This window comes from Streptomyces ortus, from assembly GCF_026341275.1.
Taxonomy (GTDB): domain Bacteria; phylum Actinomycetota; class Actinomycetes; order Streptomycetales; family Streptomycetaceae; genus Streptomyces; species Streptomyces ortus.
Map to the genome: position 1 here is coordinate 3,719,418 of NZ_JAIFZO010000002.1, position 14,087 is coordinate 3,733,504.

A 14,087-nucleotide genomic window follows, 5' to 3' on the forward strand; every position below is an offset into this window, starting at 1 on the left:
TGGCGGTTGGCGGTTGGCGGTTGGCGGTTGGCGGTTGGCGGTTGGCTCGAAACTGCCGGTGCCGCCGCCGGGTCGGCCGCGGAGGTGCGTTGTCAGTGGCCTCGCCTAGAGTTCTCGGCACTTGATCAGTGAAGTGCGGGGAGGCACATATGGGGTGGGTCACGGCCGGCGATTACGAGGTCGGCCTCGACGGCGGAAAGGTGGTGTGCCGCAACGCCGCGGGACGGCAGTTGAAGTCCGTACCGGCCAAACTCGCGGAGGATCCCGCGGTCATGGGACTGCGACAGCTCGCCGAGTGGCTGGAGCGGCACGAGCGCCAGTGCCTCACCGACGTCGAGAAGTGGATGGTGCGCTCGCTTCCGGTGCCCTTCGCCGTCATCGCCCGGGTGTGGCCGGATCCCGCCTGGCAGAGCGCGCTCCGCGATCTCGTCGTCACCGGCCCGGACCACGAAGTGGCCGGATTCCTGCGGGACGTCGACCTCGACCGCGGCCTCGGTCTGGTCGACCTCGACGGAGACAGCGTGCGCATCACTCCGGACCTCGTCCGCCTGCCCCATCCCGTGCTCCTCGACGACCTCGCAGACCTCCGGGAGTTCGCCGTCGAGATCGGTGTCGAGCAGCGTGCCCAGCAGCTCTTCCGCGAGGTGTGGCACCGTCCCGCGGCCGTCGACGCCGAAGCCACCACCGTGGACGACTACGCGGGCGGTGCGTTCAAGCAACTGCGCTTCCTGCAGGGCAGGGTCACCCAGCACGGATACCGCGTACGCGGGGGCAACGCCGTCTGCTCCGTGCGGGAGGACTCCCGCGGCGTCGAGGCCCGCGTCTGGATCGGCAACTACGACGGGTTCGAGCAGACCGAGACCGGCCCCCTGATGTGGGCGGACGACGCGGGCCGGGTGTTGAAACTCGGTCAGGTGGGGCCCGTCGCCTGGTCGGAGGGCATGCGCATGGCAGCCACCCTGTTCGCCGGGCGTGACATCGAGGACGAGGAGCAGGCGGCATGACCACATACGCGCACATCGACACGGCCGCGCTGCTCGAAGCCGGCGCCGTCCTGCCTCTGTCCACCCCGACCGGCGAGGACGCGGACATCCTCACCGTGCGGACGTACAGCCATCCCGCGCTGGACGGCCGGGTGGCCGTCCGTCTCGTGCCGGGCACGCTGGGCGAGGCCGAGGACCTGGCTCTGGAGTTCCTCGGTCTGGCCCGCGAGCCTGAGACGCCCGAGGTGGGCCAGGTCCGCCGCGAGACACTCGGCTTCCCCGCCTGGGCCCTGGTCAACGACCCTGCCAACGGCCATCACGCACTGGCGCTGGTCAAGGACGTCGAACGGCTCGCACGCCAGGCGAAGTCCCGCCCCGGTACGGCGAAGGAGGGCTTCGAGGCACTGGGCGAGCGGCTCGGCCGGGCCGTCCCGCACTTCCTGCCGACCTTCTACGAGCAGGCCGCGCGGGTCTTCCTCCAGCACGAGAACACCACGTACGGGGCCACCTTCTTCGGCAAGGCCCGCGAGGCCGAGCGGGTGCACGCGCTCACCGTCGACGAGGAGCGGCAACGCGCCGTGTTCCTGGAGTTCGCCTTCGCCGGCGCGCTGACGGTCAAGGCGCTCAAGGAGCATGTGAAGGATCTGGCCCGCCGGCTCGACCCGGCCACGGCGTGGGCGCAGTTCCGGCAGCTGTGCGTGGAGCGTTGCGCGGCCGGCATGCCTCCGTACGCGTCGCTGCCGCAGGACGCCCGTGGGCTGATCAAGGCCGCGGGGCTCGACCGCGTCACGGAGGAATGCGCCTTCGTGGCCGACCTGGTCGCCTCCCCCGCCGCCGTGCGCGCGCCCGCCTCCTTCTGGACGGCGTACCGCGCCACCCTGGCCGTCCTCACCGAGCGGCAACCGGACGTCCGGGTCCGGCTGCTGGAGATCATGCCGACCGGCCTGGGCCGCGACGTCAAGAACGACGAGTTCTGGTTGACGCTGCTCGCGGAGAGCGGCGCCGATCGCCTCCTGACCGGCGAGGACGGCGTGGGCGACACGGGCAGTGCGGGCAGTGCGGTCAATGCGGCCGAGACAGGTGCCGAGGCCGACACGACCGGTGGCACCGCGACCGGCGCCGTCACCGCGGCAGGCGTCGACGCGGCGGACTGGCTCAGCCGCTGGGCCGCCCACCGCAAGCACGGCGCCTCGGTCAGCCGACGCTCCCCGCTCACCCTCCGGCTCGTCGAACGGATGGCGCCGCGGCTGCGCGCCGACGGCCGGCCCGTGGACCTCTTCACGGGCCGCTGGTACGCCGGTGCCGACCTCGACCTGCTGGACCTGTGCGTCGCGCAGGGGGTTCCGCTCACGATCCCCGACGCGGACAAGGACGTACATCTGGCCCTGGACCGCTGGCTCCGCGAGTCCCAGCCCGGTGGACGCGACCTGGCCGCCACCGCCGCGGACGCGCGCTGCCGGCCTCTGCTGCACCGGGCCGTCGGGGCACTGGGCGGCGACCGCTCGGTCTCGGCCCAGTCACTGCAGAGCCTCGCCGACCACCCCGTGCTGCACGACGTACTGCGCGAGTGGCTGGACGACGCGGCCGAGACGTTCGGCGCGTCCACGGGCCTGCCCGGCGCCCGCGCGGCCCTCCAGCGCCTGCGCCCCTTCCGTCCGGTCGCCGCCCGGGTGAGCCCGCGGGCGGTCGCACGCGTGGCGGGGCACGAGATCGCGCCGCTGCTCGGCCGCACCCTGCGGGCCGGCATCCCCGACGAGCTGGGCTGGCCCGCCCTCGACGAGGCACTGCGGCTGATGGACAGCGAGACCGGCCGCCACCGGGACGACCATCTGCGCCTCACGGAGGCCTGGCCCGCGCTGATCCTCTCCCGCGGCCACAAGGCGGTCGTCGTCGGCCCGGACGAGGTGCTCCTCGACCACGATCTGCGGCTGCCCGTCGAACTGGACCGCTGGACGTATCCGCGGTTCCGCTACACCGACGGTGAACTGCTCGTGATGTGGCGGCAGGAGAACAAGCAGTTCGGGTACTGGTCGGCCCGCCCGTCCGAGGTGTTCACCCTCGGCGGCGAGCAACTGCCGCACTGGTACGGCAGCGACGCCGGTGATCCCTCCATCCCGCTGTCCGGAGGCGGCCGTGCCACCGGCGGACGCACCCTGCACGCCGGCGACACCGTCCTGCCCGCCGACCGTCCCGTCATCGGTGACGGCACGACGTGCTGGCGCCAGGGCAGGCAGGGGGTGCAACAGGTCTGGCTGGAGTACGACCCGGCGACCGGGACACACGGACGCGCGTCCCTGCCCGCCTTCCTCCAGAAGGGCATCCGTGAGGACGCCACGCTCCTGCAGCACCACTGCCAGGTCCTGCCGCTGCAACCCGGCCTCGAACAGAGCCCGTTCGGCACCGACGGCACCGTTCTGGGCCGCTGGGTGCGCTCGGAGGGCACCGGAGCCGACGCCCGCACGACCACCGGTACGCCGGACGGCAGGACCGTCACCCGGCCGGCCGCCGACAGCCGGTCGGGAGGCTTCCCCCTCGGTGCGCTCAGGCTGCCCGGCGGCGCCGAGCCAGTCGCCGCACAGCTCCACCGGCAGGTCGCACTGTTCGCCGCCGAGGACACCTCGGACTCCGGTGAGCTGGGCCGGGTGACACCCGGCCAGGGCGGCGGGGAGTTCGCGGCCGGTACGCGGCTCGTACCGCCGGTCGCCTTCTGGCACGCGCTGCGCCCCCGCGACGAGCGGGCGTCCGCCGTGCTGCGCGCCCTGACCGACAGGACGGCGGCCGATGTCCTGGCCACCGCGGAGCGCGCACTGGCAGAGCGGCAGGAACAGCTCCTCAAGGCGGGTGACGCCGTCCTCGGCACCGGTGACGCGGCCAGGACCACCGCGGACGGCAGGCCCGTCGTCGCGTCCGCGGACGAGGTCGTGCGGCATGCCGTGTCCAGGGCCCTGCCCGACCTCGTCGACGAGCGGCTGCTCACGGGTGTGTCCGCCCTGGTCCGGGCGGCGCTCCGCGTCGTCGGGTCGGTCGGCGTGTTCGTGGAGCCGCCGGTCGAGCGGCCGAAGGCGGACCGCCGACGCAGCGAAGGCATGTTCGCCGACTACAGCCCCGAGCACGGCGACGACCGGACGGTGCGTACGGCGGTCGAGGGCCTCGCCGGCATGCGGGGAGGCTGGGGCGGCGAATCCCGGTGGACCACCCTGCGCCAGATCCGGTCCGTGAACCATGTCCTGTCCGGCCGGCCCGCGGACGGCAAACCACTGCCCGACCTCGCCCGGACGGGCGCTGTCGGTGACGGATGGCGCAGCGAGGAACACACGATCCCCGCCATGAACGGCGCGTGGACCTCCGTGCTCGGCGCGCTGCGTCCCCTGGCCTACCGGGCCGCCATGCCCGTGGCGACCGAGGCCGAGCGGGAAGCGCTGCTCCTGCTCCTCGAAGCGATCGCCGAAGGACCGCTCGCCACCCCGGGGGGCGGTCTGCGGGAGGTCGTACTGAGCGAGCCGCACACCAACCAGCAGCGTGTCGGCCAGGTGCTCCGCCGGCAGGGCAGGACCGTGATCGTCCTCGGCTGCCACAACGTCGACAGGCAGCACGCCCGGGTCAGTTGGCTCGCTCTCGACCACGACCCCTCCGGCGCGTTCGGAGCCGTCGCCCACTTCACCCTGGAGAGGGAGACCTCGGTGGGCTCGGTGTTCCCGGAGGACAGCCTCGCCGCCGTCATCCGGCTGGTCCGGGACAAGGGCGCCGCCCCGTGGCTGCCCGAGGCGCCCGCGGCGTTCGCCGACGCGACCCGCGGTGGCCTGGGCCCCGTCCAGGCCACGGTGCTGCTCGCCGCACGTCCGCAGAATCCCGGAGCCGACGCCCTCGCGACGATCGGACTCAAGCCCCGGCAGCTGGAGCTGGGCATCGGCCGCCTGTCGTCGCTCGGCCGGGAGGACAGGTCCGCGCTGCTGAGCGCTCTGTTGCCCGACGACCCCGCGGACCTGTGGACCACCGGTCCCGACACGGCGGCTGCGGGCCGGGTGTGGGCCGAGCGGCTCGGTTCCGTCGTCCGGCTGCCCGAGGACCTCGCGGTCGACCTGGCTGGCCTGCCGGCCGGTTCCGCCGAGGCCGTGCTCAATCCGGGGCTCACCCCCTGGATCAGCCGGACCACGGTGCAGCGTCCCGACAAGGACGGCGACCTCGTCGCGGCGGACCCCGCCGCACTGCCCGGCACGCACGACCTGACCCGCGCGGTGGCCGCCCTGGCCTCACTCGCCTACGCGCTGCCGTACGGGCACCCGCTGCGTGCGTCCCTGCCCGCGGGCCTCGCCGCGCTGCGACAGCGCCTCACCGACCCCGAGCTGCTGCTCGGACTCGATGTCATGTGGACGGAGAAGGGCGGCTCGACAGCGGTCGAACTGCGCAAGGCGTACGGGCTTCCCGCCACCGGGGGCGCCGACGCGTACGGCCTGACCCCCGTCGGGGACGCTCTCGCCCTGCGGCCCTGGTACGCCGAGCGCGAGACGGTCCTGCTGCGTCCGGCTGTCCTGACCGGCCCGGACGACGCGGTCCTCGGGCTCCTCGCGGGCCTGGTGGGCCCGCAGCGCGACGCGGGTCCGCAGTCCCTGCGCGCGATCCTCGGCGACGAACTGGCCCTCGCGCTGGAGGCCGGCACGGACCCCGAAGGCCCCGCCGGGTACGCCCAGGACCCGACCGTCGTCGCTCCCGCACTGGTCACCGAGGTGGCCGCGGCACACGGTCTGAGCGAGGACGCGGCGGCGCTCTACCTCCAGCTGCTGGCCCTGCCCGATCCGACGGACCGCAACTGCGCCCGCTGGACCGGCTGGAAGCCCGCCCGGCTGAAGAAGGCCCGCACCGAGCTGGCCGCCACCGACCTGGTCGTCGAGGCGAAGCGACCGCGCGCCGGCCGCACCCTCTTCCTGCCGTGCGGCTGGCTCGACCTCAAGTCCCCCGCCCTACCGGTGGAGACCTGGAAGGAGAGCCTCTACCCGATACGCGGGAACACGCGCGCCGTGCCGCTCCTCCCGGTGCCCGACCTGTTCGCCCGGGCCTGGCGACGCGTCCAGGACGGGGACGCGCCCGCCTACGAGAAGCTCACCACCCGCGCCACCCGGAAGGGCCGCCGCCGATGACCGACCACCGGAAGACGCCCGCTCTGCCGCTGCCCCACCGACCCGACCGGACGGACCACCGATGACCACCACCCTGGCCCCTGCCCCGGGCCGCCAGATCACCCCGCCCGAGGACCGGCACGCCACCGAGCTGGCCTTCCTGGCCGGGTACGACGACGGGCCGCGGCCTCCGGCGTGGCGGCTCACACCCCGCGCCGTCGTCACGTTCGTCATGGGCAGCGAAGGCCGGGCCCTGCGGCTGCCCGACGACGCCCAGGTGCCCGAGGGGGTGCCGCGGCGCCTCGTGGTCGAGGGGAAGTTCGTCGGCGACCGTGCCCTGGTCGAGCGGTGTGTCGTCACCCTCGCCGGTGAACGCGGGCTGCTGCTCGTCGGCGAGCCCGGCACCGCCAAGTCCATGCTGTCCGAGCTGCTGTCCGCCGCCGTCTGCGGCACCAGCGGCCTGGTCGTCCAGGGCACTGCGGGCACGACGGAGGACCAGCTGAAGTACGGCTGGAACTACGCTCTGTTGCTGGCCCAGGGGCCCAGCCGGCAGGCCCTGGTGCCGTCGCCCGTCCTGACCGCCATGACCAGGGGGGCCGTCGCCCGGGTGGAGGAGGTCACCCGCTGTCTGCCCGAAGTGCAGGACGCGCTGGTGTCGTTGCTCTCCGAGCGGCGCATCGCCGTGCCGGAACTGGCGGGCAGCGAGGACGCCCTGGCCCACGCGGCGCCCGGGTTCAGCCTCATCGCCACCGCCAACCTGCGGGACAAGGGCGTCTCCGAGATGTCGGCGGCGCTCAAGCGCCGCTTCAACTTCGAGACCATCGGACCCATCGCGGACCTCGACGCCGAGACCGCGCTCGTCCGCAGCCAGGCCCGTGCCTCGGTCGAGCGCGCCGGGGCGGCCTTCCGGGTCGACGACGCCGTGCTGGAAGCCCTCATCACGGCCTTCCGGGACCTGCGGGAGGGCCGGTCCGCGGAGGGCTGGGAGGTCGAGCGGCCCTCCACGGTGATGAGTACCGCGGAGGCCGTGTCGGTGGCGGGCGCCCTCGGGCTCGCCGCCGCCTACTTCCCGGGCGACCGCGATGTCCTCGGCCTGCTGCCGGGCCATCTGCTCGGCGTGGTCCGCAAGGACGATCCCGCCGACGCGGCCCGGCTCCGCGGCTACTGGGACGGTCCCGTCAGGCGCCGTGCCGAGCAGGGCTCCGCGACCTGGCGCACCCTGTGGGACCTGCGCACCGTCCTGGAGGACTGACCACCGTGCCCCTCTCCCCCGAGGAAGCCGTCGCGGCTCTCACCGACCCGGCGGCGCCCTGTCTCATCGGCGTACGGCATCACGCGCCCTCGCTGGCCGCCGCCGTGCCCGCGCTGCTGGACGCGGCCGAGCCGGACGTGCTGCTCGTCGAACTCCCCGACGAGATGCAGGAATGGCTGCCGTGGCTCGCCCATGAGGAGACGCGGGCACCGGTCGCCCTCGCCGCCGCTCCCCGCGACGGGGGCGGCGGCCGGGGCCCGGCGTTCTATCCGTTCGCCGACTTCTCGCCCGAACTGGCCGCGGTGCGTTGGGCCGCGCGGCACGACGTGCCGGTCGTCGCGTGCGACCTGCCGCTCGCCGACCGGGCGTGGGACACCGGCCGACACGATCCCGGGCGCCCACTCGCCGATCACGACAGTCACGGCGGTCACGGCGACGACGACGTTCAGGGCCTCGCCGCCGCCCTTCGCGTGCGGCTGACCGGCCGTACCGGTGATGATCTCTGGGACCGTCTCGTCGAGGCCGCCGCCCCGGGCTCACCGCCCGAGGCACTGCGGCGCGCCGCGCTGCTGACGGGCTGGGCGCTGCGCGAGGAGGCCGCGGCCTCGGGAGGCGTGCCCGAGCTGGACCTCCGGCGCGAGGAGTGGATGCGCGCCCGGCTGGCCGCCGCCACCGCGAACGGCGAACGTGCCGCCGTGGTCGTCGGCGCCTTTCACGCCCCGGCGTTGACGGCACCGACGCACGCGGCCTCGCCCTCGTCCTCGCGGGCGTCCTTGCCGACGTCGGCACCGGCATCAACACCAGTACCGGCACCGGCACTGCCCGTGTCGCCGCGTGCGGATGCGGGCGCGGGACCCCGGGCGTCCGCTTCCGGCCGGACCGCTACCGACGCCCCCGCGACCTGGACGACGTCCCTCATCCCCTACACCTACGCGCTGCTGGACGAGCGGTCCGGCTATCCGGCGGGGATCCGGGACCCGGAGTGGCAGCATCTCGTTCTGCGGGCGGCCGGTGATCCGGTCGCGCTGGAGGAGTCCCTGACCCGCGCCGCCGTGCGTGTCTGTGCCGAACTGCGCACCATGGGCCATCCGTCGGGCCCCGCCGAGGCCCGGGAGATCAGCCGCCTCGCCGGAGACCTCGCCCGCTTGCGCGGCCTGCCCGCGGCGGGCCGGGGCGAACTGGTCGAGGCGGTGCAGACGGTACTCACCCAGGGCGAGCCGTACGGGCGCGGCCGGGCCGTGGCGCGGGCGATGGAGCGTGTGCTCGTGGGCAGGCGCGCAGGCCGTCCCGCGCCCGGCGCGCCCCGCAGCGGACTGGCTCCGGCGGTGGAGGACGAGGTGGCGGCGTTGCGGCTGCCTGGGCCCGACAGCCAGGGCGCCGACGCCACTCGGGAACTGCGACTGGACCCGTTGCGCTCCGACCTGGACCGCCGCCGCGAACTGCTCCTGCATCGGCTGACCGTGTGCGGTGTGCCGTACGGAGAGCCCAGGGAATCCGTCGGCGCCGGCGGCACGGAGGCTCTGACCTCGCGCTGGGAGGTGCGCTGGACCCCCGCCACCGCAGCCATGCTGACCGCGGCCGGTGTCCGGGGAGTGACCGCGGCGCAGGCCGCCGAAGGTGTGTTGCGTGAACGGCGGCGGGCCGAGCAGGACGAGGGCGGTCCCACGGCCGCGCAGACCCTGCAGGGGCTTCGGCAGGCGGCGGAGTGCGGCCTGCCGGGCCTCACCGACGAACGCCTCACCGAGGTACGTGACGTGCTCCCCGGGTCGGCCACCCTACCGGAGCTCCTCGGCGCCCTGGCCCTGCTGGACCGGCTGCGGACGGGGCATGTCGCGGGCCTCGACGCCGACGAGGAACGTACGGCCACGGTGGTCGCGGCGGCCGAGTCGCTGACCGCGGCGGCGGTGCGGCAGGTGGACGGCCTCACGGGCTCCGAGGAGCCGGCCGACGCCCACGCACTGCTCGAACTCGCCCATCGCGCCGACCTGTTGGGCGGCATCCGGCTCGCCGACGCGCTCGCCCAACTGGCCGCCGACGGCTCCCCGCTGATGCGCGGCGCCGCCGGAGCCGTACAGGTGCTGCTCGGGCAGGAGGAGCCGCACGTTCTCGGCGATCGGATCGCCTCCTGGGTCGACGGGGCGGCCACCCCCGAGACCCGTGCCGCCCTCACCGATCGGCTCGTCGGAGTGCTGACTGCCGCGGGTCAGCTGCTGGAGGCGGCGCCCGACGCCTTGGAGCCCCTGCTCGACCGGGTGGCCGAGCTGCCCGACCGGGAGCTGCTCGACCGGCTGCCCGCACTCCGGGGCGGCTTCGACACGCTCAGTCCCGCGGCCCGCGACCGGCTGCTCGACATCGTCGAGGAGCGGCTCGCCACCACGCGGCTGAGCGACACAGGTGGCGTCGACCCCGTCGCGCTCGCCACCTGGACCCGCGCGGACCTCGCGGCCCGCGCCGCCCTGCGCACGCTCGACCTGCTGCCACCGCCACCGGTGGACAGCCTCGTACCGGAGGCGGAGCCCGCCGCACCGCACAAGTCCGCGGAAAAGGCTCCCGAGGATCACGTCCTGGGGGCCGCCGATCGCTGGCGGCTCGTGCTCGGACGCCGTACGGAACAGCTGCCGTCCTCGGCTTCGGCGTTGGCGACCGCGCTGGACGAGCTGTACGGCAGCGGACGCGGCGAGGGCAGCAGGGGCAGGCTGGACGGCCCGGGCTCACGCGGCGGTCGCGAGGCGCCGTATCCGGGTGTGCGCGAGTGGTCCGAGGAACTCGCCGCGCTGTTCGGCCCGGGCATCCGGGAGGAGGTGCTGGCGGTGGCCGCCGCGTCGGGCCGCAAGGACGTGCTCGCCGAGCTCGATCCGGCGAGCGTGCGGCCCTCCGTCGACCTGCTGCGTACCGTGCTCCGGCACGCGGGAGGGCTGCCCGAGGCACGGCTGGCCGCGCTGCGCCCCCTGGTCCGCCGTCTGGTCGAGGCACTGACCCGGGAACTGGCCACGCGGCTGCGTCCCGCCCTGCACGGCACGACCCTGCCGCGGCCCAGCCGGCGGCCGGGCGGCGGCCTCGACCTGTCCCGCACACTGCGCGCCAACCTCGCGACGGCACGCCGCGGCCCGGACGGGACCGTCCAGGTCATTCCGGAACACCCCGTCTTCCGCTCCCGGGCCAAACGCGCCGCGGACTGGCGGCTGATCCTGGTCACCGATGTGTCCGGGTCCATGGAGGCCTCCACGGTCTGGGCCGCACTCACGGCTTCGGTCCTGGCCGGCGTACCGACCCTGTCCACGCACTTCCTGGCCTTCTCCACGGAGGTCGTCGACCTCACCGGTCATGTCGACGATCCGCTGTCGCTGCTGCTCGAGGTCAGTGTGGGCGGCGGCACCCACATCGCCGCGGGGCTGCGTCATGCCCGCGAGCTCGTCACCGTGCCGTCCCGCACCCTCGTCGTGGTCGTCAGCGACTTCGAGGAGGGGTATCCCGTCGGCGGACTGCTCGCCGAGGTCCGCAACCTCGTCGGGGCGGGCTGCCATGTCCTGGGCTGCGCGAGTCTCGACGACGCCGGACGCCCCCGGTACTCGACCGGTGTCGCCGGACAGCTCGTCGCCGCAGGCATGCCCGTCGCCGCCCTCAGCCCGCTCGAACTCGCCCGCTGGGTAGGGGAGAAAGTCTCATGAGCCTCGACCTGCCTCCGGTCGCCCCGTCCGTGACCGCCGCACTCGTGCAGGGGCTCACCCCGCGCCTCCGCAAGCGGCTGGACGCCGGCATCACCAAGCTCGCGGACCGTCCGTGCGTCCGCGACGGCGACACCGTACGCATCGCCGTCGACGACGACACCCATCTCGAACTGCACGCTCCCGGCGGCAGCGTGACCAGCGCGGACGCGATCCGGTGCGGCTGTCTGCTGGCGCCCGACTGTCTGCACCGCGCGGCTGCCGCCTCGGCCGCCCCGATCGCCGATCCCCAGGAGGAGCCGGAACCGGCGGCGGAGACCCAGCCCGGCAACGGCACCGGCACCGGCACCGGCTCGGGCTCGGGCTCGGAAAGTCTGCCCACGCCCGCACCAGAGGGACGGGCGGAGTCCGAGACCGCCACTCCCGAGCAGCGCACCGCGGCGCTGGCCGTGTATGACGCAGCGGCCGGCGTACTCGAAGCCGGTACGGACGGGTCCGGGGCAGTACTGCAGGCGGAGTTGCTGCGCGCCGCGCACACCGCGCGGGTCACTGCTCTGCCCCGGCTCGCCGCTTCGGCGGTCTCCGTGGTCACCCGGCTCCGGGCCGCCCGCAGCGGCGATCCGGCGTACCGCCTCGCCGATCTCACCGCGGATCTCCGTGACGTCCTCATGACGGCCCACCGCCTTCCGCGTTCCGCCGATGCCGAACTCGCCGACCTGCGCGGCACCGCACGGCAGCCGTACGCCCCGGACGGGTCCCTGCGGTTGTACGGGCTGTTCTCCGAACCCGTCCTGACGGCGACCGGTTACGCGGGAGCGGTCACCTGGACCGCCGACGCCGACGGCAGGCTCTGCACGGTCTCCGATGTCGCCCCGGGCGGCTCCGGCCGGGCCGTGGGCGCGGCCGACCGGGCCGTGCGGATCGGGGACACCGCGCTGACCCACCGGGAGCTGTCGCGGGCCGGGCTCGCGGTGTCCGGGGCGACCGTCTCGCCGACGGGACGTCTGGGCGCGGGTGCGGGCGTGCGGGCCGTGCGGGCGGCGGGCGCCGCGTGGGGCGAGGCTCCTCTCGACCGTCTGTGGGCGGCGCCGGTCGCCGAGCAGGTGTCCCGTGCCCTGACCGGCGGGCACGGACTGCTGTTCCTCGATGTGACGCTCACCGGGACGGTCCGCGAGGCCGCGGGCGACTGCCTGCTCGCCGACTGCGACGGCCTGACGCTCCGGCTGGCCGCCGCGCACGACCACCCCGCGCTGCCCTGCCGCGACAACCTCCGTCTCCTCGCGACCGCGCCGGGTACGCGGTTGCGCGTCGTCGCCCGCCTCGACCCCGCACCCGTGCCCCGGGCACTCCTGATCGCCGCGGGCCACCCCAGTGCCGCCGGGGCCCATGTCGACCTGGGCCTCGACCGCCTCCAGCAGGCGGACCTGCCCGCCCCCGCGACGGCACCCGCAGCGCCGGGCACCGGTTCTCCGCCCGCCCCGCTGGACGAGGCGCCGCTGCATCTCCTGCGCCGCCGGGTCCACCAGGCGGCTTCGGCGGGCCGTCGTGTGCTCGCCTTTCCCGGTGACGGTTCCGCCGACAGCCGTCGGCTGGGCCGCTACGGCTTCGACTGCGCCGGAGACCTCCTCGACGAACTCCACGCCGCTGCCGCGGACCGGTCCCGCGATGCCTTCGGCCGGCTCGTCCCCGCCGACCTCGGCCGGTTCGCCCGCGCCTGGCTCGCGGCGGCCCACTACACCGAGGAGGCGGACCGGGCGCTGTGCGCCGCGGCGTGGGGCGCCTCCTGAGAGAGGCGGCCGGGCGTGAGCGTTCAGAGCGACAGGAACTCGGCCAGGCCCGCCAGGAGCCGCTCGATGTCCTCCGCGTTGTTGTAGGGAGCGAGGCCGATGCGCAGGCCGCCGGTGTCGCCGAGGCCGAGGCGGCGGGAGGCCTCGATCGCGTAGAAGGACCCCGCCGGCGCGTGCACATCGCGCTGCGCGAGAAAGCCGTACGCGTCCGCCGCCGACCGGCCCTCGAAGGTGAGCAGCACGGTGGGGGTGCGATCGGCCGCCCGGGAGTGGACGTGCACCCCCGGGAACGCGGACAGCCCCTCGTCGAGCCGGGTGCGCAGGGTCCGCTCGTGTGCTTCGAGTGCCGTGAAGGCAGCGGCGAGACGCTGCCGCCGCGTGCCGGTGGCGTCGGGGCCCAGGCCGGCGAGGAAATCGACGGCGGCCTCCGTGCCCGCGAGGAACTCATAGGGCAGGGTGCCCAGTTCGAAGCGTTCGGGGACCACGTCGGAGGAGGGCAGGAGCTTGTCCGGCCGCAGTGTCTCCAGCAGTTCCGGCCGGGCCGCGAGTACTCCGTGGTGGGGTCCGAAGAACTTGTACGGGGAGCAGACGAACAGGTCCGCGCCCAGTTCCTCCAGGTCCACCAGCGTGTGAGCGGCGTGGTGGACCCCGTCGACGTGGACGAAGGCACCGGCCTCGTGCGCGAGGCCGCTGATCTCGGCGATCGGGGGCCGTGTGCCGATCAGGTTGGAGGCGGCGGTGACGGCCACCAGCCTGGTCCGCGGGGACAGCACGGCGCGGATGTCGTCGGCGGTCAGCTCTCCGGTGGCGGGATCGAAGTCGGCCCACCGCACGGTGGCACCGGCCTGTTCGGCGGCCTGGATCCAGGGGCGGATGTTGGCGTCGTGGTCGAGTCGGGTGACGACCACCTCGTCACCTGGCGCCCACTCCTTGGAGAGGGTGCGGGAGATGTCATAGGTGAGCTGGGTGGCGCTGCGGCCGAAGACGATCCCGGTCGGCCGCGCTCCCAGCAGGTCGGCCAGGGCCTGTCGGGTCCGGGTGACGATGGCCTCGGCGTTGCGCTCCCCCGGCGTCATCCGGCCCCGGATCGACAGCGGCTGCCCCATCGCGTCGGCGATCGCCCGGATGACGGGCTGCGGGGTCTGGGTGCCGCCGGGGCCGTCGAAGTGGGCGATTCCGGCGCTCAGCGCCGGGAAGTGCGCGCGGAGGGCGGTGATGTCGTACGTCACGAATGCTCCTGTCGGTGCCATGCCGGGCCAACCGGCTGTGCTGAGGGCCGGCCCTGC

6 protein-coding genes are annotated in these 14,087 nt (G+C 74.6%); 5 read left to right on the forward strand and 1 reads right to left on the reverse strand.

Going from position 1 to position 14,087, the window contains the following annotated elements; genetic code table 11:
• Window positions 1-149: 149 nt before the first annotated feature.
• The 5 genes from K3769_RS19720 (at window position 150) to K3769_RS19740 (ending at window position 12,801) form a co-directional block, all read left to right on the forward strand.
• Window positions 150-1,004 carry a DUF4132 domain-containing protein gene (locus K3769_RS19720; protein ID WP_267027724.1) on the forward strand — a complete coding sequence of 285 codons (855 nt, stop codon included), beginning with the start codon at window positions 150-152 and terminating at the stop codon, window positions 1,002-1,004.
• Window positions 1,001-6,118, forward strand: a complete 5,118-nt coding sequence (locus K3769_RS19725) for a hypothetical protein (RefSeq protein ID WP_267027725.1) — start codon at window positions 1,001-1,003, stop codon at window positions 6,116-6,118. Before K3769_RS19720 ends, K3769_RS19725 begins: the two co-directional genes overlap by 4 nt.
• 61 nt (window positions 6,119-6,179) lie before the next feature.
• Window positions 6,180-7,349, forward strand: coding sequence for an ATP-binding protein (locus K3769_RS19730; protein ID WP_267027726.1), 1,170 nt, complete (start codon window positions 6,180-6,182; stop codon window positions 7,347-7,349).
• A 5-nt stretch (window positions 7,350-7,354) separates the two neighbouring features.
• The gene (locus tag K3769_RS19735) at window positions 7,355-11,017 is read left to right on the forward strand and encodes a vWA domain-containing protein (RefSeq protein WP_267027727.1); all 3,663 of its coding nucleotides are present in this window, start codon (window positions 7,355-7,357) and stop codon (window positions 11,015-11,017) included.
• Window positions 11,014-12,801 carry a hypothetical protein gene (locus tag K3769_RS19740; protein ID WP_267027728.1) on the forward strand — a complete coding sequence of 596 codons (1,788 nt, stop codon included), beginning with the start codon at window positions 11,014-11,016 and terminating at the stop codon, window positions 12,799-12,801. The genes K3769_RS19735 and K3769_RS19740 overlap by 4 nt, the downstream gene beginning before the upstream one ends.
• A 23-nt stretch (window positions 12,802-12,824) precedes the next feature.
• Here the strand turns inward: K3769_RS19740 and K3769_RS19745 are convergent, their stop codons facing one another.
• Window positions 12,825-14,030 (reverse strand): cysteine desulfurase-like protein, encoded by a 1,206-nt coding sequence (locus tag K3769_RS19745; protein WP_267027729.1) that lies wholly within the window; start codon window positions 14,028-14,030, stop codon window positions 12,825-12,827.
• Window positions 14,031-14,087 lie beyond the last annotated feature (57 nt).

Bases quoted from the DNA above. Each gene is read 5' to 3' on its own strand.
- K3769_RS19730 (WP_267027726.1), top strand. From the start codon at position 6,180: ATGACCACCACCCTGGCCCCTGCCCCGGGCCGCCAGATCACCCCGCCC.
- K3769_RS19725 (WP_267027725.1), top strand. From the start codon at position 1,001: ATGACCACATACGCGCACATCGACACGGCCGCGCTGCTCGAAGCCGGC.
- K3769_RS19720 (WP_267027724.1), top strand. From the start codon at position 150: ATGGGGTGGGTCACGGCCGGCGATTACGAGGTCGGCCTCGACGGCGGA.
- K3769_RS19740 (WP_267027728.1), top strand. From the start codon at position 11,014: ATGAGCCTCGACCTGCCTCCGGTCGCCCCGTCCGTGACCGCCGCACTC.